General features: G+C 44.1%; 23 protein-coding genes. 3 read left to right on the top strand and 20 right to left on the bottom strand.

Going from position 1 to position 21,083, the window contains the following annotated elements; genetic code table 11:
- Window positions 1–97: 97 nt before the first annotated feature.
- From JXL83_08325 to JXL83_08230, 20 genes are all read right to left on the bottom strand, one after another.
- The gene (locus JXL83_08325; protein MBN2364122.1) at window positions 98–1,828 is read right to left on the bottom strand and encodes a VWA domain-containing protein; all 1,731 of its coding nucleotides are present in this window, start codon (window positions 1,826–1,828) and stop codon (window positions 98–100) included.
- Window positions 1,829–1,918: 90 nt separating this feature from the next.
- Window positions 1,919–2,692, bottom strand: coding sequence for a class II aldolase/adducin family protein (locus JXL83_08320; protein MBN2364121.1), 774 nt, complete (start codon window positions 2,690–2,692; stop codon window positions 1,919–1,921).
- Window positions 2,673–3,656, bottom strand: a complete 984-nt coding sequence (gene rfaD / locus JXL83_08315; GenBank protein MBN2364120.1) for an ADP-glyceromanno-heptose 6-epimerase — start codon at window positions 3,654–3,656, stop codon at window positions 2,673–2,675. Before rfaD ends, JXL83_08320 begins: the two co-directional genes overlap by 20 nt.
- The gene (locus tag JXL83_08310; GenBank protein MBN2364119.1) at window positions 3,653–4,726 is read right to left on the bottom strand and encodes a D-alanine--D-alanine ligase; all 1,074 of its coding nucleotides are present in this window, start codon (window positions 4,724–4,726) and stop codon (window positions 3,653–3,655) included. The genes rfaD and JXL83_08310 overlap by 4 nt, the downstream gene beginning before the upstream one ends.
- Window positions 4,719–5,978: a CinA family nicotinamide mononucleotide deamidase-related protein gene (locus JXL83_08305; protein MBN2364118.1), complete on the bottom strand. Its 1,260-nt coding sequence runs from the start codon at window positions 5,976–5,978 to the stop codon at window positions 4,719–4,721. Before JXL83_08305 ends, JXL83_08310 begins: the two co-directional genes overlap by 8 nt.
- Window positions 5,975–7,378, bottom strand: a complete 1,404-nt coding sequence (rseP, locus tag JXL83_08300) for an RIP metalloprotease RseP (GenBank protein ID MBN2364117.1) — start codon at window positions 7,376–7,378, stop codon at window positions 5,975–5,977. The genes JXL83_08305 and rseP overlap by 4 nt, the downstream gene beginning before the upstream one ends.
- Window positions 7,375–8,514, bottom strand: a complete 1,140-nt coding sequence (locus JXL83_08295; protein ID MBN2364116.1) for a 1-deoxy-D-xylulose-5-phosphate reductoisomerase — start codon at window positions 8,512–8,514, stop codon at window positions 7,375–7,377. Before JXL83_08295 ends, rseP begins: the two co-directional genes overlap by 4 nt.
- Before the next feature lie 4 nt (window positions 8,515–8,518).
- Window positions 8,519–9,394 (bottom strand): CDP-archaeol synthase, encoded by an 876-nt coding sequence (locus JXL83_08290; GenBank protein MBN2364115.1) that lies wholly within the window; start codon window positions 9,392–9,394, stop codon window positions 8,519–8,521.
- Window positions 9,391–10,110, bottom strand: coding sequence for an isoprenyl transferase (locus JXL83_08285; protein MBN2364114.1), 720 nt, complete (start codon window positions 10,108–10,110; stop codon window positions 9,391–9,393). The genes JXL83_08290 and JXL83_08285 overlap by 4 nt, the downstream gene beginning before the upstream one ends.
- 2 nt (window positions 10,111–10,112) lie before the next feature.
- Window positions 10,113–10,676: a ribosome recycling factor gene (gene frr / locus JXL83_08280; GenBank protein ID MBN2364113.1), complete on the bottom strand. Its 564-nt coding sequence runs from the start codon at window positions 10,674–10,676 to the stop codon at window positions 10,113–10,115.
- A gap of 9 nt (window positions 10,677–10,685) precedes the next feature.
- Window positions 10,686–11,396 (bottom strand): UMP kinase, encoded by a 711-nt coding sequence (locus JXL83_08275; GenBank protein ID MBN2364112.1) that lies wholly within the window; start codon window positions 11,394–11,396, stop codon window positions 10,686–10,688.
- Entirely contained in the window at window positions 11,393–11,974 is a 582-nt protein-coding gene (locus JXL83_08270) for an elongation factor Ts (GenBank protein MBN2364111.1), read from the bottom strand. Before JXL83_08270 ends, JXL83_08275 begins: the two co-directional genes overlap by 4 nt.
- Before the next feature lie 56 nt (window positions 11,975–12,030).
- A complete protein-coding gene (gene rpsB, locus JXL83_08265) occupies window positions 12,031–12,801 on the bottom strand; it encodes a 30S ribosomal protein S2 (protein MBN2364110.1) in 771 nt (256 codons plus the stop codon).
- A gap of 98 nt (window positions 12,802–12,899) precedes the next feature.
- A complete protein-coding gene (gene rpsI / locus JXL83_08260) occupies window positions 12,900–13,304 on the bottom strand; it encodes a 30S ribosomal protein S9 (GenBank protein ID MBN2364109.1) in 405 nt (134 codons plus the stop codon).
- Between the two features lie 10 nt (window positions 13,305–13,314).
- Window positions 13,315–13,743 (bottom strand): 50S ribosomal protein L13, encoded by a 429-nt coding sequence (gene rplM, locus JXL83_08255; protein ID MBN2364108.1) that lies wholly within the window; start codon window positions 13,741–13,743, stop codon window positions 13,315–13,317.
- Window positions 13,744–13,929: 186 nt separating this feature from the next.
- Window positions 13,930–15,771: a tRNA uridine-5-carboxymethylaminomethyl(34) synthesis enzyme MnmG gene (mnmG, locus tag JXL83_08250; protein ID MBN2364107.1), complete on the bottom strand. Its 1,842-nt coding sequence runs from the start codon at window positions 15,769–15,771 to the stop codon at window positions 13,930–13,932.
- A gap of 51 nt (window positions 15,772–15,822) precedes the next feature.
- On the bottom strand, window positions 15,823–17,058 hold the full coding sequence (locus JXL83_08245; GenBank protein ID MBN2364106.1) for a histidine--tRNA ligase: 1,236 nt from the start codon (window positions 17,056–17,058) through the stop codon (window positions 15,823–15,825).
- 25 nt (window positions 17,059–17,083) lie between these two features.
- Window positions 17,084–17,596: a hypothetical protein gene (locus JXL83_08240; GenBank protein ID MBN2364105.1), complete on the bottom strand. Its 513-nt coding sequence runs from the start codon at window positions 17,594–17,596 to the stop codon at window positions 17,084–17,086.
- 27 nt (window positions 17,597–17,623) lie between these two features.
- Complete coding sequence (locus JXL83_08235; GenBank protein MBN2364104.1) at window positions 17,624–18,058, bottom strand: hypothetical protein; 435 nt, start codon at window positions 18,056–18,058, stop codon at window positions 17,624–17,626.
- A 178-nt stretch (window positions 18,059–18,236) separates the two neighbouring features.
- Window positions 18,237–18,644, bottom strand: coding sequence for a hypothetical protein (locus JXL83_08230; protein MBN2364103.1), 408 nt, complete (start codon window positions 18,642–18,644; stop codon window positions 18,237–18,239).
- A 109-nt stretch (window positions 18,645–18,753) separates the two neighbouring features.
- Between JXL83_08230 and JXL83_08225 the strand changes: the two genes are divergently transcribed.
- Genes JXL83_08225 through JXL83_08215 form a run of 3 tightly spaced genes read left to right on the top strand, consistent with a single transcriptional unit; the run spans window position 18,754 to window position 21,075 of the window.
- Window positions 18,754–19,152 carry a hypothetical protein gene (locus tag JXL83_08225; GenBank protein MBN2364102.1) on the top strand — a complete coding sequence of 133 codons (399 nt, stop codon included), beginning with the start codon at window positions 18,754–18,756 and terminating at the stop codon, window positions 19,150–19,152.
- Window positions 19,152–20,129 (top strand): glycosyltransferase family 9 protein, encoded by a 978-nt coding sequence (locus JXL83_08220; protein ID MBN2364101.1) that lies wholly within the window; start codon window positions 19,152–19,154, stop codon window positions 20,127–20,129. Before JXL83_08225 ends, JXL83_08220 begins: the two co-directional genes overlap by 1 nt.
- Window positions 20,104–21,075 (top strand): glycosyltransferase family 9 protein, encoded by a 972-nt coding sequence (locus tag JXL83_08215; GenBank protein MBN2364100.1) that lies wholly within the window; start codon window positions 20,104–20,106, stop codon window positions 21,073–21,075. The genes JXL83_08220 and JXL83_08215 overlap by 26 nt, the downstream gene beginning before the upstream one ends.
- Window positions 21,076–21,083 lie beyond the last annotated feature (8 nt).

Raw genomic sequence — 21,083 nt, 5'->3', positions numbered from 1 at the left:
GGCTAAACCAAGAGAGGGCGGGTTCATCCCCGCCCTCTTTCATTTTCAATTAATCGAGGGAATCCTTCTTTAGAATCCCCGCTTTCTTGATGTCTTTCTACATTTCCGACAGTTTCTTGAGGACATCGAGTTCTCTTGACAACGCCGTGTCGCCTATGGCTTCAGCTTCTTTCATGAAGTAATCGTGAAAATCCTCAAATAGTTCAGTGTAATGCGACGAGACCTCAAGTCCCATGGATTGCCTTTCCCATCTTCCGAGTTCCAGTATTTTTTCGTCGTATACAATTATGCCGGTGTTTCTGGACACCATGGGGTGTCCTGCAAGATATTCTCCCTCAGCCCTTTGATCGGTTAGCCAGCTTTTCACGAGTTCTACAAAACGCGCCAAAAGTATTCCCTTTCTTATTCCGCTGTTGTCGTAATATTCCGTCTCCGATCCGCCGAACTCAATCGTCTGTGAATTCTCATCTTTGACGCCGTTTCTGTCCTCGTAAGAGACACCGAGTGAAATTCTCGCGTCACCTGACGTTTTTTTAAGCCTCAGCAAAACGAGACCGCCTCTCGTTTCTCCTTCAACTCTTTTCGAGGGGAAAAGCGTGTTGACTTTCATTATCTCGCCCGTCGAAAGGTTTGCTTCGGGAGAGCCGTAAACTTTTTCAATTTCGTAACCATCCGATTCGAGGACGAGTTCGAGGTCGAAAACGAGCGGAGTCACCATGTAATCGAAATTGTCGTCCATCTGTTCTTTGAAAGCCGTCGGCGAATGAACGCTGAAGTAATTCGCTCCCTTGATCTTGGTCAGTATTTCGACGAGTTCTGTGTTGAGATCTACCCCTACTCCTATAAAGGTTGTAAAGACGCCTCTTTCTGAGTTTTTTTCAAACATTCCGAAAAGACTGTTCTCGTCCGTAGAACCCGTGTTCGGCATGGCGTCCGTCAAAAATATCACCCTGTTCTCGTATTCGTCTCTGTCCAGGCTTTCGAGACTGTCGTAAAGTGTTGACGCAATAAACATTCCTGCTTCCATGTTCGTTCCGCCCATGGGCTCTATTTCGAGAACGTGGCCCTTAATGCTCTCCATGTCAGTCTCGTCGACTCTTCTCAGAGGTTTTGCGAGATACCCTCTGTCGTCGAAGAGGACTATTCCCAGTCTGTCATCAGGTCCAAGATGATCCAGCAGTTCGACGACAGCTCTGTTGGCTATTTCCATTTTGGATTTGTCAAAGTCGGCCGTGTCCTGCGACTCCTGCTGACTGCCGAATCTGTCGTAATAATATCTGTCGAACGGAGAGCTCATGGATCCCGATATATCTATGACGACGACGAGATTGAGTTTTTTCCGTGAAAAATCACTCTCTTTCATTCCCGAATTGAGTCCGACAGAAAGATAGTACACCGGTTCGCCCGTGAAAGGATCCATGGAAACGGCTTTGCTGTATGACGGGCAGAAAAGCTCTTCGCACGGTTCTGTCTGTCCCGTCTCGAAGAAATAATCATAATATATGCCCTCGACGGTTATGTCGGTCGGAAGCGGAAGGTATCCATTCTCTATGTTTTCCCTGAAATTGTTTATGTCCTTCGCGCCGCCGACGGAAAAACCGATCCCGTCATCCGCACTCTCTAATACCATCGGAGCCGATGAGTAAGTCACGGTCGGTGACATCTGCGCTCCTCCGAAAGACCTTTTAAGGTATTCTTCGTCTTCATCATAAGATTCTACGGAATACTGCCAGTCGTCTACTTTTTCCTTGATTATTTCTTTAGGCGTGCAGAAAAAAGACGCCAAAACGACCGGAACCAGAACTGCCGTCAAAAATTTGCCTTTCATTTTTCCTCCTTTTTCAGGTAATACCCCTCAAAAATAGAAAATATTCCATTTTACTGTTTTTTATCCGTTTCTCGAAGTCCCTTAAAAATTTTATACGGATTTAAGGATATCTTCAGAAATACGGTTCAAAACCTCTATCCTTTTAAACGCCTCATAGAGGTCTTTGCCGGAACATATTACGCCGTGGCCGGCCCAGGCGGCAAAATTAAATCCACTGAAAACTATTGCCGTCTCTTCGGCCAGTCTTTTTGAACCTGCGGGAAAAAAATCGACAAACGGCGACGCAGTTTCTTTTTTTTCTTCAGCCGGATGAACAGCGAGAAAATTTTTCAAGGCTTTTTCGATCGCGTTCTTTGACGAGGGTTCGAGAAAATATTTGCCCGAAAGAGCCGCGATTTCAGGGGGGTGCAAATGCAGAACGGCTTTGTGCTCTGAATTTACATTTCTCAAAACCGAGTGAACCAGTAAATGACTCTCAATCTCGGAAGTTGGAAAAACAGTTAGGGAGTCAGAAAAACTTCCAAAACTCACTTCTCCGTTTTTGCCCGTCAGGACGAGCATAAACTCGTCTGCGGGCTCAAAAACTTCTTTTCCGAAATCCGCTCCAGCGGCGCTGACCAGAAACGCTGAATCGCTTAGTTCAGGAAAAAACCCGACCCTGCCGTTTATTTTTTTGACGTCCCTGAATAGATCCGTTTTGGCCTGTACATCAGAGATTTCAAAAGAATAATTTCCTGCTTTTGAATCGGCCCAGCCCCTTTTGTGGGCTCCGCGGGTAACACTTTCGATCTCTTCCATTTTTTCTGAAAGCCACGACATGTCTTTCCCGTCGTGCGTATTTTTTTCAGATGACTGAAAAATCATTTTCGAGATAATTTTTTACGTAATCCTTCACGCTGTCTTCGAGCTCTGGAAATTTTTCAGTGTAACCGGCCCTTTTCAGTTTAATATTTTCTGCGCAAGTAAAATTCTGGTACTTGCCCTTCAATTGCTCCGGCATTTTCTTGTATCTTATGTCTTCTTTTTTTCCTGTCGCCGCGAAAACCGACTTCGCCAGGTCGTTCCAGGTCCTCGGTTTTCCTGTTCCGACATTGTATATACCGCAGACATTTTCGTTTTCTATGAGCCACCATATAATCTTCTGACAACTCTTTACGTAGACGAAATCCCTCATCTGCATGCCGTTTTCGTATTTTCGGCTGTCGGATTCAAAAAGCTCGATGAAGCCTTTTTCTTTTACGCTCAGGTATGACTTATACACAACACTCGACATGTCGCCTTTGTGATATTCGTTAGGTCCGAAAACGTTGAAAAATTTAAGCCCGGCGATTTTTGAGACCAAACCGGATTTAATAGCCCAATTGTCGAAGGCGGCCTTTGAAAAACCGTAGACGTTGCGGGGTTTCAATTTTAATGTGTTTTCGTCGTCATCGCTGAAACCCAGATATCCGTCTCCGTAAGTGGCTCCGCTGCTGGCGTATATGAATCGGATCCCTTTTTTCGCACTCCACTGCGCCAGTTTTTTTGTATAGGCATAGTTGTTGTTCATCATGTATTCTGCGTCAGTCTCTGTCGTCGAGGAGCAGGCTCCCATGTGTACTACGCAACAGACATCACGGTCAAAAACTCCTTTTTCGATTTTCGCGGCGAATTCTTCCTTGTTTATGTAGTCTTCAAAGCGTTTACCCGACAAATTTCTCCACTTTTCGCCTCTTCCCATATCGTCGACGACTATGACGTCATCTTTTCCCATCCCGTTCAAATACGAGAGCACACAGCTTCCTATAAATCCCGCTCCTCCCGTCAAAACAAAGTATTTAGCGTTCATTTTGCGGCTTTGAATTCGGTCAAAACCGAATTTTCCTTTTTGTGTCTTTGACACGCGAGTTCGATCAGCCTCGTTATGAGTTCCGTCGGTTTTATTCCGCTCGCTTCCCACAGTTTAGGATACATGCTTATCGACGTGAAACCGGGTATCGTGTTTACCTCGTTGATATAAATCTTTTCTTCTTTCAGAAAAAAATCAACTCTCGCCATTCCTTCGCAGTAAAGCGCCTCAAATGCTTTTACGGCTAAAACGCGGATTTTCTTCGAAATTGCCGGGGAAATATCCGCCGGGTATATGATCTTGGCGGCGTTTTTTAATATATATTTTGCTTCGTACGAATAAAACTCGGTTCTGACTATTATCTCTCCCGGAACTGACGCGACGGCATTTTCGTTTCCGAGAACCGCACATTCTATTTCTCTTCCTCTGACATATTCCTCGTAAATCGCTTTTTCTCCGTACTTGAAAACCTCCCTCGTTTTGACAATAAAATCTTTCCTGTTTTTTATCTTACCCACACCTACTGAAGACCCCGCATTGGACGGTTTTACGAACATGGGTAACCCAAGTTCCTTTTTGGCTTGTTCGAAAGACAATTTGTTTTTAGCTATTTTGTTCGAGGATAAATATTTGCAGACCGGCAACCGGCTTTGCTCGAGAAGTTTTTTTGACGCCTCTTTGTCCATTGATATTGACGAACCGAGAACGCCTGAACCGACATAGGGCACGTTCAAAATTCTGAACAGCCCCTGAACCGTTCCGTCTTCGCCGAGGGGACCGTGAAGAACCGGAAACACGGCGTCGATTTTTAAAGGTTTCCTGGTCCCGTCAAAAAAATACAAGGCGGCGCCCTTTTTATGCGGAACCGGAAAAACCTCGACGGTTTTTTTTGATCCGGAAAACGGATTTTTCAGGGTCAATTTCCACCTTCCGTCTTTTTCGATTTTAACGGGAAGCGGGTTGAAAAGAGTTTTGTCTGCCTCTCTGAGAACGAATTCGGCTGAGACTATGGACACTTCGTGCTCGGTAGATCTCCCTCCGTACAATACCACCAAATTCATTTTACGCATCAAAATACCGGCCCCTGTCAAAAGGGAAATTATCGAGCAAATACCGCCTCAAAAAATCAAAGACAAAAAACGAGAACCATTTTTTATTTTTCAGCCTGTCGTCAAAACCTGAAAATTTCCCTGTTTTTGTATTTTTTGCCGAGCTGACAGCAGTGTAAAGAAGGCCAACAGGTTTTTCGGCGGATCCTCCGCCCGGGCCGGCGATTCCCGTCGAAGAAAGCCCAATATCTGTTTCGGCGAGAAGTCTGATTTTTTCCGCCATACCGGCGGCTGTCTCCGGGCTGACACTTCCATTTTTCTCAAGTGTTTCCTTTTCGACTCCCAAAATCAATTTTTTGACATCATTTCCGTAAGCGACTATTGACATTTTGAAATAATCCGAAGAACCCGGCACATCAGTCAGCATATTGGAAATATAGCCTCCCGTACAGCTTTCCGCCACAGAAATTGTCAGGGACAGGTCTTTAAGCATCGACGATACTACCTGCTGAATGCTGTTCTCACCAATGTTCCATATCCATTTTCCCGCGCATTTGACTATTTCATCCCGGACGTCGTTGAGAGAATCTGTGCCGCATTTTTCTTCTATTCTCACATCAACTCCCGGGATCTGCGGCAAAAACGCGACTTTGCTCAATTCGAAGATCTTTCTTTTTTCAGACATCAATGCGTACAGAGAAGATTCCGATATTCCGAACGTCCTAATTAGAAAACTCTGTTTCTCGCTTTCCCCCGATATTTTTCTCAAATAATCCCTGAGAAAAGAAGAAAATATTGCTTCAATTTCAGACGGGACTCCCGGTAAAAATATTGCCGGCAAATCATTTTTTTTCATAACAAACGGGCAAGCGGTTCCCGCCGGATTAAGCCACAATTCAGCGCCCCGGGGTATTTTTGCCTGAATTTCATTTTCGGGGGGCATCTTTAATTTACGCTTTTCAAAAAACCCCAATATGTGATTCAAAGCATTTTCATCCGTCACGAGATCAGCCTCAAAATATTCCGAAGCCGCGAAACGCGTCAGGTCGTCGCTTGTCGGTCCAAGTCCTCCCGCTACTAAAACCATGTCCGACTTGTCGAAAGCGAATCCGAGTGAAGATTCGATTTTATTTTTGTCGTCAGGACACACAGTCAGCGACACAACCTGAAAGCCTGCTCTTGTCAGCTCAGATGCTATAAAGGGGCCGTTTCTATCAGGTTTTTTACCGTCGAGCAGTTCATCTCCGACGAGGATTATTCCCGCATTCTTCATGAGAATAAATTGACAAGATCGTTAGCGGTCACCAGCATAGCGAAAAACAAAAGAAGCGCAAAACCGGCCGCCTGCAAACCTCTTAAGACTTTAGCCGGAACTCGCTTTCTCGTGACTGTTTCTATAAGGAAAATCAAAACGTGCCCTCCGTCCAGCGGGAGAACAGGCAAAAGGTTGAAAATCGCCAGGTTGAGAGATATGAAGCCGGCTAAAAAAAGAAAAGTGTCGAATCCGAGTTTTGCCGCTTTTGAAGTTTCGTGAAAAACCCTGACGGGACCTCCGAAAGTCTCCCTCAAAGTAATCTTCTTTTCAGCGATCATTCCTGGAATTTTTGTGAGTACGATTAATGTCATTTTCATCTGATCAAAGGACATTGAAAGAGCCTGTAACACGCTCGCTCTTTTGGAAGGCAGGTCTATACTTACCCCGATTATTCTTCTGTCCTCGATTTCTGCCGGTTTCAGTCTGATCAAAAACGGTTCTCCCTTTCTTATCACGGCGATAAAAAATTCGGAGTTTTCCATTGCGTTGACAAGAGTAGATACATCTTGCCAATACAGGACTTTGTAACCGAAAATTCTGTTCTTTTCCGCCTTTTCATAAATTCTGAAAGAAGAGTTGTCCGCATAACCAGGCCTGTGTCCCAGTGCATCAAGACCAGCCGAGTCTTCATCGCGAACAGGACCGACCGGCGCTATAAAAACAATTGAATCACCGTCTTTTAGCCCGGCTTCTTCAGCCGGTCCTCCGGAAACTCCTCCTATTACAGCCGGAAGAAAAGGACTGATGCCTCTCAGCAGAGGGTCCGCTGAATCAGTCTCAATTATAAAAGAGACTGTGTCGTGCTTACCGGATACATACCTTGAAACGAGCATTTTGATTTTTTCGTTTTTCGCCATCTCCATGGAAATTTCGACGTCTCTCCATTCGGACACTCTTTCCTCTCCGATAAGAATGATGGAATCGCCTGATCTCAATCCGGCTCTCCAGGAAGCGGAATTCTCATTTATTCTGCCGGCAACAGTCATGGGGATATAAAAACCGCTCATCATAAGATTAGCCCCGAACATGAACAGCCACGCGAGAAAAACGTTGAACAAAGGACCGGCAGTTACTATGAGTGTTTTTTGGATGAAATTCTTCGCTCGGAAATCGTCTTTATCATATGAAATTGTTTCTTTTTCCGCTTCGGATTCGCCTTTCATTTTTACGAAGCCTCCGAGTGGAACTGCGGACAGCTGAAAATAAGTGCCTTTGAAATTGAATCCGAACAGTTTTGGCCCGAAACCCAAAGAAAATTTCGGAACGGTGACACCGAAAAGCCCGGCAAAGATAAAATGCCCGAATTCGTGAAATGAAATCAAAACACCGAGAAGAACGACCGTCGAAACGAAATTCATATACTCTCCACGGAATTTAACACATACCGTCTGGCCCACTCGTCGGCTTTGAAAACCGCATCTTCGGTGGCTGGTCCTGTTATATGGTTATCCATGACCTCCCGGATCAACTTGCTTATTCTTCCGAATTTTATCTTCTTTTTGAGAAACAAGCCTACAGCTTCTTCGTTACCGGCATTGAAGACAGCCGGCATCGTCCCTCCTGCTTCGAGAGCTTCGTATGCGTGTGACAGGCAGGGGAATTTTTCTTTTTCCGGTTCAAAAAACTCAAGAGGCGACACTTTGTGAAGAGGCAGACTTTTTATAAATCTATCCTGCCTATCCGGGTAATTCAGCGCGTATTGTATAGGAAGTTTCATGTCAGGAACAGCAAGCTGTGCCAGAATTGATCCGTCCGTGAGTTCTACAAGAGAATGGACAATCGAAGTAGGGTGAACAATTACTTTGATTCTTTCAGGCTTCATTCCGAAAAGCCTTGCCGCTTCAATGACCTCGAGACCCTTGTTGGCAAGCGTCGCTGAGTCTACAGTTATTTTTGCCCCCATATTCCAGGTGGGATGCTTCAGGACATCTTCAACCGAAGCATTTTCAGGATCGGGATGATTTCTCAGAGATCCTCCTGAGGCAGTCAGGATTACACTGGCTATTTCGTCTTTTTTCCTTCCTTCGATGAGTTGGAATACGGCGCTGTGTTCGCTGTCAACAGGTATTATTCTTCCTGTCCCGCGTTCGAGTATTTTGTTTATTACATCCCCGAAAGCTACAAGAGTTTCTTTGTTTGCCAAGGCTACGGTTTTTCCTGAAACAAGTGCTTTTTTTGTCGGAAGATAACCGGCGCTTCCGACAACGGCGTTCAATACGATTCCGGCACTGTCTGTGGCGCAAATTTCTGCAGCGGCTTCGATTCCCGTAAGGATTTCAACGCCGCTGAGTTCTTTCAGTTTTTCAATACCGGGTGCGTTCTCGTCAGTCACTATGACTTTGGGCACCCTGAATTCCGTAGCAATTTTAATAAGCGAATCTATGTTTCTGTTCGCCGAGATTGCAGTTATTCTGAACTTGCCAGTCTGCTTTTTTACAACTTCGAGAGCGGACTTCCCTATGGAACCTGTCGCACCGAGAAGGATTACCTCCATGCCGTCAGCTCATCAGAAAACTGTGCAGAAAATATATAACGAATGCGGCAAAAAATACGCTGTCGAACTTGTCAAGTATCCCGCCGTGTCCGGGGAGAATGAAAGATGACTGATCAATTTTTGCATCTCTCTTCATCATTGACTCAACCAGGTCGCCCAATTGAGAAGCCACCCCTCCCAAGACCGCGCAAATAAAGACAAAAAGCCAGGGAAAATGCAAAGAAGGGCATAGTCGCATCTGAACCAATTTGATAACAGCCGCTCCGATTACAGCTCCCACAATTCCGCCAATGCTTCCTTCGACTGTTTTATTGGGGCTGATGGAAGGAATGAGAGGTTTTTTTCCGAGCAGATATCCGAACGCGAATCCGAAAGCATCGGACGACCAGGCGATCGTGAAAGCCAAAAACAGGAGATAAACTCCTGTCTTGTCACCCAAAGGACTTTCAGATCCGGCGGCTCTCAGAAGAGAAAGGCTGCAAAATCCCCACGAAACATAAACTACTGCGTATATAACGGATGAAATTCTCTTCGCGAAATTTTCCGGCTTTTCCGTGACCACTTCGACGAAAAAAAGAAAAAAGATAAAAGCCAAAACGAGAAGAGGATGCATTCCGGTGAAATAAGTATTCACAAGAAGGATGCATATCCCTGATATGACAAAAACATATCTCATTTTGCTGTCTGTTCCTTTTTCTAATCCCAGCGCTTTTTGAGCGATGTTATAGGCCTCGGCTGAAGAAATCAGCGCCGTCAACAAAATCGGGATGAAAAAAAACAATCCGCCTTTTACTATAAAAAAAATGATCAGGGGGATGAAAATAAGCGAAACCGCGATTCTCGCGATTAAATTCTTTTTATCTGTGAAGCTTTTTTTCAAATTTTTCCATACCTTCTCAGTCTTCCCGAATAGTCTTTCACAGCCTCGTCAAAATCTACTTCGCTGAATTCCGGCCAGTATTTCGGGGAAAAAAACAGTTCGGAATAAGCGGATTGAAAAATAAGAAAGTTGGACAGCCGTTTTTCGCCGCTCGTTCTGATAATAAGGTCGGGATCGGGAATGTCTTTTGTGAAAAGGTAATCCCTGAAAATTTTTTCGTCGATTTCGCCGATTTTTCCGTCTGCCAGATCACGCGCGGCAGAGTTTACGGCATAAATTATCTCGTCTCTTCCGCCGTAAGAGATGGCAATTACAAGATTGAGACCTTTATTTTTTTGAGTCCTCTCGGCAGACCTCTCCATTTCATTCACTATGCTTTTATTGAGAGAGTCTTTTCTTCCTATGAATGAAAGCTTGACGTCGTTTTTCATCAATTCGTCAATTTCAGATTTAATAAGTTTTCCGAACATCTTCATCAGAAAACCTACTTCTTCAGCCGGTCTTTTCCAATTTTCTGTTGAAAAAGCGTAAAGAGTGAGGTTTTTCAGCCCTGTTTTGCCTGCATGTCTGACTATTCTCCGGACCGTATTGACTCCTTCGACGTGGCCGGAAACCCTCGGCAATTTTCTTTCTTTTGCCCATCTCCCGTTTCCGTCCATAATAATGCCAATGTGAGAAGGCATTAAAAAATCAGTTTTAGTCCGGTTGCGGGTCATTGTCAGATCGTTTTTATTTCTTTTTCCTTGTTCATTATCAGTTTGTCGATTTCGCTTATGAATTCGTTGGTCAAACTCTGGATCTCCTCGTTGTAGGTTTCGTGTTCGTCGTCCGAGATTTCATTGTCTTTGAGCATTTTTTTAGCCTGATTGATAAACTGGTGCCTTATGTTTCGCACGGCTGTTTTAGTGTCCTCTCCCATTTTTTTGACAAGTTTAACTGATTCCTCTCTTCTCTCTTCAGAAAGCATCGGGAAAACAAGCCTGATTACTTTACCGTCACTTTGGGGATTGACTCCAATGTTGGAAGCGGATATTGCTTTTTCTATGTCGTTAATTGTCGTCTTGTCGTAGGGCTGTAATACTATCATCCTCGGTTCCGGGACCGTCACGTTGCAAACCTGCTTTACCGGGCTTTCAGTTCCGTAATAGTTAACTGTTATGCCTTCAAGCAACGCGGGGACTGCTCTGCCTGTCTGAATCTTAGACAGCATGCTCTTGAAGTGATCCACGCTTTTATCCATTTTGTCTCTCTCAAGACCGATCAGCTTTTTGAGATCAGGCATATACCCTCCTCACTGAATAATTGTGCCGACATTTTTATTGAACACTGCGGCAGCCAAATTACCTTTTTCATACATGTTGTAGACCAATATGGGAATTTTATTCTCTCTGCAGAGCGAAATGGCTGTAGCATCCATAACTTTCAGCCCCTTGTTTATGACGTCGAGGTAAGTCAATTTTTCGAATTTTTTTGCCGAAGGATTGCAATTCGGATCTTCGTCGTAAACTCCGTCAACTTTCGTAGCCTTTATTAGAACTTCAGCTTTTACTTCCGCCGCTCTTAGTGCCGCGGCCGTGTCGGTAGTGAAAAAAGGATTGCCGGTTCCGCCGGCAAAAATAACACAGGTTCCGTCTACCATATATTCCCATGCTTTCTGAGGTGTATATACTTCGGCCAGTTGCGGTACATCAAGCGCTGATAATATCGAAGTTTTTATTCCTTTTAAGGACAGAACTTCCTTGAAAAGAAGCGCGTTTATCATGGTCGCCAGCATGCCTACCTGATCAGCGACCACTCTTTCTATTCCGAGGCTTTCTATAATTTCCTGACCCCTGAAAATGTTCCCGGCTCCGATTACCAGTCCTATTGAAACGCCCCTTTTCGAAACTTGAGCTATTTCGCTGGAAATATGCTGAAGAAGTTCGGGAGAAACCACTTTACCCTGCTCTCCGATGGCTTCACCGCTCAGTTTTATCATCACTCTGCCGTAACCGGATTTCATTCTTCTCCCAGCTGCATCCTGAAAAATCTTTTTATCTGAATGTTTTCCCCTGTTTTCGCTATGGCTTCTTTTACGACCTCATCCACAGTTTTTGATTCGTCCTTGTAAAAAGGCTGATCGTAAAAACAGGACTCCTTGAAAAACTTTTCAATTTTACCTTCAACTATTTTCCCGATAATTTTCTCAGGTTTACCGGCTTTTTTCTCCTGATTGTAGTATATCTCCTTCTCCGCCTCTATTAATTCAGGCGAAAGATCTTCTTTTTTAAGTGATTTCGGAGAGGATGTGACCACCTGCACCGCGAGATCTTTCGCTAAATTCTGAAAAACTTCCGTTCTGGCGACAAAATCGGTTTCGCAGGCCAGTTCTACCAGCCCCGCGATCTTGTTCTGGTGAAGATAGCAGGAAATCATTCCTTCTTTTGTCGCTCTTCCGCTTTTAGTGTCTGCTTTAGCTATGCCCTTTTCTCTGAGGGCTTTTACGGCTTTATCGAGGTCCCATCCCGTTTCCTCAAGAGTCGCCTTGCACTCTTTTATTCCCGCGTCAGTGATCCTTCTCAAGTCCTTCACTTTTTCCATGTTGACGTCTTTATCCGGCACTTTTCCTCCAGTGTTTTCTATTGAGTAGATTTATATCAGGATTCTTTTAGTTCAATCTTTTCCAGTATTTCGTCCTCGATTTCAGTTTCGTCGTCTTTGTTCGGAACAGGTTCTTCTTCCTTGTGCTGGATTTTTCCGAGCAGTATTGCATCAGCAAGATACTGAGTAATCAGAGCCACGGATCTCATTGCATCGTCATTGGCTGGTATTACATAATCTATCTGGTCAGGATCCGAATTCGTGTCTACAATTCCTACAACAGGTATTCCGAGTATCTTCGCTTCGTGAACGGCAATATTTTCGTGTTTTACGTCAACCACAAACAGCGCAGACGGAAGCATATCCATTTCTTTTATGCCGCTCAGGTATCTTTCCAATTTTTCTTTCTTTTTCTGAAGCATGAGAATTTCTTTTTTAGTCAGCCTTTCGGACCCTTTTTCGTGAAGCTGTTTTTCAAGTTCTTTCAGTTTCGAAATGCTGTTTCTTATGGTCTTGAAATTGGTCAGAGTCCCGCCGAGCCATCTTTCAGTTACACTGAAAACGCCCGCTCTGTCGGCTTCTGCTGATATGATAGGTCTCGCCTGTCTCTTTGTGCCGACAAAAAGGATGGGTTTGTTTTGCGACGAGATTTTTGCCAGGACATTTGAAGCTTTTTCGAGACCCGTAACTGTTTTCCTTATGTTTATTATATGCGTGCCCTGCCTTACGTCGAAAATGTAAGGTTTCATCTTTGGATTCCATCTGTCAGTCTTGTGACCGAAATGGGCACCGGCTTTGAGAAGCTCGGTGATTTCGATATTGAGCATTTTTCCTCCTTTTGGGTTTCGCGACCATGATCGTCAGCGTCCGCCAACCTGAATTAATCAGGACCCAAACGGACTCGGACCATGTGATTGTAAAAATATTAACGCTTAGAAAACTGAAATCTTTTTCTGGCTTTCGGTCTGCCGTATTTCTTTCTTTCGACTATTTTCGCGTTTCTCGTCAAGAAACCCTGCTTTCTCAGTTCCACTTTTTTCTCGGGAAAAAGCTTTACTATCGAACGGGATATGCCGAGTTGAAGGGCGCCCGCTTGTCCAGTCACTCCGCCTCCGTGAACTTTTGCGAGTACGTCGAATTTTTCGCTGAGATTGAGTAATTTCAAAGGGGACTCTATGAGGGTTAATACGCTTCCTCTTTTGAAATAATCTCCAAACCTTCTTCCGTTTATCATTCTTTTTCCTGAACCCGGAACAAGTCTGACTCTGGCTACCGCAGTTTTCCTTCTCCCGGTTTTTATGTCATCGGTTTTGTTTAATTCTTCGGGCACTTTTTTCCTCCTAAATGCTTATCTGTTCAGGTTTCTGAGCCGCGTGTCCATGTTCGCTCCCTTTGCAAACCTTGAGGTTCCTCAACATTTTTCTTCCGAGAGGACCCTTTGGAAGCATGCCTTTGACAGCCTTTTCGATAAGTCTTTCGGGATTTTTCTGAAGGACCTGTCTTGCCGTTCTTAGAGTTATGCCGCTCATGTATCCGGAATGTCTCCAATATATTTTCTGATCGAGTTTTTTGCCTGTCAGCATGACCTTTTCCGCATTGACGCAAATGACGTTGTCTCCGCAGTCAAGGAAAGGAGTGAAATTCGGCTTGTTCTTGCCCCTGAGGATTTTTGCAATTCCGGAAGCAAGTCTTCCGAGAGATTTGTCTTTGGCGTCGACGACCACCCATTTTTTATTTATTTCGCCAAGTTTCGGCACGTAAGTTTTCACTCTATCGCTCCTTTTATATTAAATAACACGATAATTAACAGCGCTTACTCGCCTGCCGGTATAAACAGGAAAGCTTTTGCGCATATAAATTCAAAGACGTGTATTTTATCGGTATAAAATCCCTTTGTCAATATTTTTATACACAGTTTCCAATCAATAAAGTTTCAGATTTCCAGACTGTCTTTTTCAATGCAAGCTGCCGTTTTGAGCCTTTTCAAAATCAGTCAAACCGCCTTTTGATAAGGATATACCTATCATCAGTGAAAAAATGTCCGAAGGAGAGACATCCGGCAGTCTTGAAGCTTGCCCCAGATTGACAGGTTTAACCTTCGAAAACATTTCTTTTGCCGAATTGGAGACATTTTTAACGCTCCAGAAATCTATGCCCAGGGGTATCTCAATTTGCTCGTATTGTTTCATTTTCAAAGCCTCTTCTTCCTGGCGCTGAAGGTATCCGTCGTAAGTTATTTCAGACTCGATTCTTTCCAGGACGTATTCGATGTCTGAATCACCGAGTTCTGAAAAGAAGTCCCTGACAAAGGCTATTTCTTCGACTTTTTCTTTGCCCGATTTTATCCGGACCATAAATCTTTCTTTTCTGAGTCGCGACATTATCTCATCGGTTATCGTTTTCAGTTTTTTAACTTTTTCGATTTTATTTGTTTCTATCAGTCCGTATTTTTCGGCTATTCCGACCAGTCTTTCCCTGGCGTTGTCTTTTCTTAGTAAAAGCCTGTATTCAGACCGCGAAGTGAAAAGCCTGTAGGGTTCGTTGACGCCTCTGTTGACCAGGTCGTCTATCATAACTCCAATGTAAGCCACATCCCTGGCCACCGTAACTTTTTCAAGACCTGCGGCGTGACACGCGGCGTTTATACCCGCTATAACACCTTGTCCCGCCGCTTCTTCATAACCGGAGGTTCCGTTAAGTTGTCCTGCCGTAAAAAGACCTGAGACAAGTTTTGTTTCGAGCGTAGGATAAAGATTGGTAGGCTGAAGATAATCGTATTCGACAGCGTAACCTGGAATGACAATAACTGCGTCCTTCAATCCGGGAATGCTCCCAAGAATCTCCTGCTGAACGTCCGGCGGCAGCGAAGTGGAAAGCCCGGCCAGATATTTCAGGTCTTCGTCCAGTCCTTCGGGTTCGACATATACCGGATGCCCTGCCCTGTCACCGAATCTCATTACTTTATCTTCAATTGAAGGGCAGAATGGCGGTCCTTTACCTGTGATCATCCCGGTAAAAAGCGGGCTTCTGCTTATGTTTTGCCTTATTACTTCGTGAGTCTTCAATTCGGTTTTTGTTATATAACATGAAGCTGAATTTCTTATTGATCTCCTGTCAGTCCCTGCAGAAAATGGATACGGTTCTTCGTCACCTTTTTGCTCGATCATCTCTGAAAAATTTACCGTCTTTCCGTCTATCCTCGGACAAGTTCCGGTTTTTAGCCTTTCGAGCAAAAAACCGATTCTCGCCATGTCCCGGCTCAGAAGTTCCGACGTGTGATCTCCTCTTCTTCCGCCCCGAATCTTCTCAAAACCCGTGTACATTACTCCGTTAAGAAAAGTTCCGGGAGCCAACACTGCAGATTCGCATTTTATCATGCCTTCTGTGGTTTCTATCGCAGTGAGTCTGCCTCCGTCAGTTACCAAACCGATTGCTTCGGCCTCTAGGATTTTCAGATTTTTTAAGGAAAAAAGTTCTCTGTTCATATTTTTTATAAACAAGTTTCTGTCAACCTGAACCCTCAGCGCTTTCAGCGCGGGTCCTCTCCCCGCCCTCAATGTCCTGAACTGGATGCCGGCCTTGTCGGCCACAAGTCCAATGACTCCGCCCAGAGCGTCTATTTCGTGTACGAGATGGCTTTTCGCCTGCCCGCCTACTGCCGGATTACAGGAGAGATGTCCGATTTTATCTGCCCGGGCGGTGACGAGAACGACATCTGAAACAATTTTAGCCGCCGCTACAGCTGCTTCACAACCTGCGTGACCGCCTCCAATTATTACCACTTGAGTTTGTTTCATCTTAAAAAAATTCTGTCGGTCCCTGGAAACAGTCGGTTTTGATGAGCCCTCTCACATAACCGGAAATTCGCTCAAAAGAACCGTCTTTTCCTCCTGTGTTTTCATGTTCTTGATTTTAATTTTACCGTCTTTCAATTCGTCAGGAAATATAAGGACGCTGAACCTTGCATTTTTTCGAACCGCTTCCGAGAGAGCGGCGCCGACTTTTCTGCATTTGAAATCAATGTCCGCTGACAGTTTTTTTTCTCTCGCGGCTCCGGCAATCTCAAATGCCTTTGAAAAGTGTGTTTTATCGTAAGGTATTATGTAATAATCGAGAAGGTATCCGCTCTGTTGTATTTTTCCGGCTTCTTCGAGAACGTCCATAACCACAACGTCGCCGAAACCGAATCCTACTCCGGAAAGCGGTTTTCCCCCGATTTTTTCAAGCAGACCGGCGTATCTTCCTCCTCCGGCTATGGCTCTTGAACTTCCTTTTTTTGAATAAACCTCAAAAACCGTTCCTGTGTAATATGAAAGGCCTCTTACAACCGAGGTGTCAAAGCTTATGTAGTCCATAAATCCTCCCAAGTTCTCCAGGAGAGATTCAATTTCCCTGACATTTTCGTTTTCTCCGAGAACAGATCTCACTCCTTCGGTTTGGCACTTTTCAAAAGTTCCGGTTATTCTTTCAGCCGATCGCTTGTCCAGGGGAATTGCCTCAAGCATTTCAACCAAATCATCGGGAGAAACCTTGTCTTTCTTGTCAATTACTATCATCACCTTCGGAAAAAGGTCTTCGGATATTTCTGCGCTTCTAAGAATGTCTTCTACTATTTTTCTGCTGTTGATTTTCACAAGGGCATCGTCCTTGCCTAATCCCAGTTTTTTGAGAGCGCATACAAGCATGGAAATTATCTCAGTCTCGGCTGAAATATCGTCCACTCCGAGGATGTCCGCGTTCCACTGATAATGCTCTCTTTTCCTGCCTTTCGTCATTCTTTCGTAACGGAAACACTGGGCGATGGTAAACCACTTCACGGGCATAGACAGAGAATTCTGCCTGGATACAATCATGCGGGCCAAAGAAGGCGTCATTTCCGCCCTGAGAGCTATTTCTCTGCCTGATTTATCGAGAAATGAATAGAGTTGCTGAGAGATTTCCTCTCCAGCTTTTCTTTTGAGCAGGTCCAGGCTTTCGACTATCGGAGCGTCGTATGGTTCGAAGCCGTAAAGATAAGACACTTCTTTCCAAACCGAAAAAAGCCACTCCCTCTTTCTCATTTCCTCGGGATAGAAATCCCTCATTCCTCTTACAGGTTGAAGAGTCAGGTTAAAATCCTATCTGCATTTCTCCGGTTATTCCACCGCCGAACTGCCATGATATCTCAGATGATTCGTTGAGATCGGGAATTACCGCTCTGGCTGTGAAATTCACACCGACGTTCTGGGCAATCGCGTAATTCAGGTCGCCTATCGCCTGAATACCTAATGTTCCATTGTCGTCGTCTCCGGTCAAAGACGTTTGTGTCTCGTAATACCCGAGACCTCCGCCTATCCCTATCTGAAATCCCGTGCCTATGTCGGGATGAAAAATTCCGTCCAGAGTTCCTCTCCTGTGAGTGTAATCAACCGTGTCCTGAGACCAAGTGGAATAGGCCCCCGTACCTCTGAGTGAAAAAACCGAAGAAATGTAATACTCCGCCCATGTTTCAACCAGCGGGGCGTAATTTGCGTCTCCCGGAGGATCCCAGAGAGAAACAGTCGCGCCGAACTTCAACAGAGGAGAAGTCTGCAGGCCGGATGAAATTGCTATAAAGGCAATTATTAAAAACGTTCTTTTCATTTTTTCTCCTTTTTTTTCTAAAAAATTCTACTGAACTGTCGGAGGCGGAGGCGGGGGCGGAGGTGTCTGCTGTTGAGGAGTCTGCTGCTGGAGGTATATGTTTGTTCCCTGAGATCCTTGTGCGTTGTAAGGTTTCCCGTAAAGTCTCATCTTATAATCTTCGAGCTCCTTTTCTATCGGCCATTTTGAAAAGGCAAGAACCAGCGAGAATATGAGCAGTACGATATGCCCTATTCCGGGCAACAGAATGAAAAGGCTTAAAGCTCCTGAATAACCTGTTTTAGAGAAAATTCTCCACAAAACAATTATCTGGAAGACGAAAACAGCTACATAAACAAGAGCAATTACCAATATCCATATAATACCCAGCGCCATGAAAGTCCCGGCCAAACCTTCCGTTTCGTAATCATAATTACCCGTTGACGAGTACTGAGACAAAAGAGACATTAAAAAAGGGTACACTATTACCTCCTTTGCGGCGTCAATTTATACCATCCGACATCGCGGTTATTATCATCCATTGAAGGCGCCAAAGCAATACCCAAAAGGCGCATTCAGGTGTTTCAATTTCATGCTGTTTGGAATTGTTAATAAAAACCGGATTCGCGATGTTGACGCAAAAATTACATGAGATAAAAAATCAGTTTTGATCCAGATTCTTTTTTCTTAGATCCCTCTGTTTTCTTCCTATGACAGCGATGTGAAAGATTACGCACTCGAAAAAATCCGAAATGTTCTCGTCAAAATAATCCTCTGTTCCCATCACTCTCGACAGGATACCGCAGAAGACGATTTTTGTGACCAGGTCGACGCCTTTTTTGAAAAGATTTTCAGGCATCTGGCATATTATTTCGGCAAGAGAGGAAGATTGAGCATGGAAATCATCGTATATCCTGATTTTCGTTTCAGTCAGGAGTTCCAGGTTTTTTAAGTTGGTTTCGCATAATTCGTGAAGTTTTTTTCCGATAGAGCTTCTTGCTTTTACGAAACCGTCAGAATCGAGGTAATCCCCGAATTCCTCGTTGAAAAAATCAGAATAATCTCTCATGCGGTTAATTTTAACAGATATCCGTTAAAAAACAACAAAAAAAACTTTACGCGGGACATTCTCTTAAGTATAATTCAACTCGAAACTTCTGTTAAATCAAGGAGCTTTTTTGGAAGAAAATTCTGAAGTCAAAGCTGATGTAAAAAAGACCAATTATTTTTGGTTTAAAACTGCGGCTGTTTTAGAAATAATTTTAGGCGCGTTAATGTGTTTTTTTCCGCTTTCGGTTATACTCGGCGCCATGTTGATTGTGTCAGGTTCTCATCTTTTTTCAATCTCAGGCAACTCAAAACAAAAAATTAATGTTTCAGACACCAAAGATGTTGCTTTCAACATGTCGGGTCTGGAGAAATATTTTAAATATAAGACAATTGTTTATTCAATCCTTATGTTTTCTTTTGCCGGAACAGCCATTTTGACAATCCTGATTTTCAGCGCTTTAGCCGGCGCATTTTCCGGCGCTTCTTACGAATTTACTTCAGGTTTGCACAATTTCTGGCAATTCTGATGAAATTTGTCGTACTCAGGTATGGACAGCTCGGCGACGTTGTTCTCCTGGCTTCTCTTTTTGAATCTATTAAAAATCTGGGTTTTTCGTGCTTTTTTGCGACGAGAAAAAAATACGCAGAACTTTTTGAAGAAGATCCGAGGATAGACGGTATGTTTTTTTTAAAAGACGACAGACCGTCGTCGTTGTATAAGCACGCCCGCGAAATAAAGAAAATATCGCCGGACTTTATCATTGACGCCCATTTGAAGCTTCGAACATTCGCTGTCTCTTTATTGACCGGCACAAAAACCGCCAGATATGATTCCAGGAAAAAACAAAGAAGAAACTTCGTCAAAAACAAATCAAAAACTTTTACTCCTTTTTTCACTTACGAAGCTTACGCCGATACTATTAAAAAATTAGGTTTCGATGAAAAACCGGCGCCAAAACCCAGATTGCACGTGACAAATAAATCCATTGAAAAAGCAATTACAATTGCGGGCATAGGCAAAATTGCAGCGATCCATGCTCATTCCTCCCAAAAATCAAAACACCTCGACCCAAATATCATATCCGAGGCTTCAAAAAAATTGTCCGCCTGCGGATACAAAACTGTTTTACTAGGACCCAGGGATTCATTTCCTGTCTTTGCAGACAAGGACATGAGAGGCATGACGGACGATTTGTCAGACCTCAAAGCGATTCTCAGCATTTCTTCCGTTTTGATAACCAGCGATTCCGGCCCTCTGCACGTTTCCGAAGCCGTCGGCACTCCCGTATTGGCAGTCTTTTGCTCGACGTCTCCTGTTTTCGGATTCAGACCCTGGATGCCAGAATCCGATTTCCTGACATCCGGTTTAAAATGCTGTCCCTGTTCACTGCATGGGAGAAATTCCTGCCCGAGAAGAGATTTTGCCTGCACAAAATTTTACGACTCCGAAACGATTTTCAACAAAGCGAGACAAATAATTGAAAACGGCAATTTATCTCCCTAACCACCTCGGAGACGCAGTAGTCGCGTCTTCGATTGTAGGATGGATAAAAAAGGAGAGGGAATCGGACCAGTTGATACTCATCGGCAGAAAATCACTCGAAGGCATTTTTGGAAATTTCCCCGGTTCAGACTTGTTCGTGCCTGTCGAAAAAAGTAAAAAAGGGTTTTTGGAAACCGTGTCGGCTTTGAAAAGAGAACGTCCGGATGCATGTTTTGTTCTTCCAAAATCGTTTTCTTCGGCTTTAATCGCGAGACTTTCAGGCATAAAAACAAGAATAGGTTATTCTACAGACAACAGGGGTTTTCTTCTGACCGAAAAACTCGACCCTAAAAACCGTAAATCAAAACCTATGAGACATTATTATTTCCGGCTTTTCAAAAACCACTTGAAATCACCTCCCCCAACTGAAATCAGTTTCTTCGTTCCGGAACCGGACTCACGAATAGCGAAAATTCTTGAAAATGAAACCGGTTACGTTGCGGTAGATCCCGGTGCCGCCTACGGAGAGGCAAAAATGTGGGAAGACGATAAATGGATAGAGCTGATACAAAAAACGGAAAAACTGACGAAAACCGTATTAGTCGGAGTCAGAGACCTCTCGGGTTGGGAAAGAAATTTTTCCGGAACTATTAACCTTTCATCGAAAACAAAAATCGGTGATATTCCTTTTGTTCTCTCAAAATCTTCGGTACTTGTTTCTTGCGACACCGGAAGCATGCACCTGGCTGCTGCTCTCGGAGTCAGCACGGTTTCGCTTTTCGGGTCGAGCTCGCCTGTTTGGACTGCTCCATGGGGCAAAGGAAAAAGCACAGTAATTTATAAAAATCTATCCTGCAGTCCCTGCTTTAAAAAGACATGTCCCAATGGAGAAGCCCTCTGCATGAAAAGCATTTCTGTCGAAGAAGTCTATCAAGCGGTCTCGGATACACTAAAAGTTGAAGTATAGCTTCAAAC

It is taken from the genome of candidate division WOR-3 bacterium (assembly GCA_016934535.1).
Classification (GTDB): Bacteria; SDB-A; SDB-A; order SDB-A; family SDB-A; genus JAFGIG01.
The sequence above is the reverse complement of the archived record's forward strand: the minus strand, read 5'-3'. Positions and strand labels throughout refer to the sequence as shown.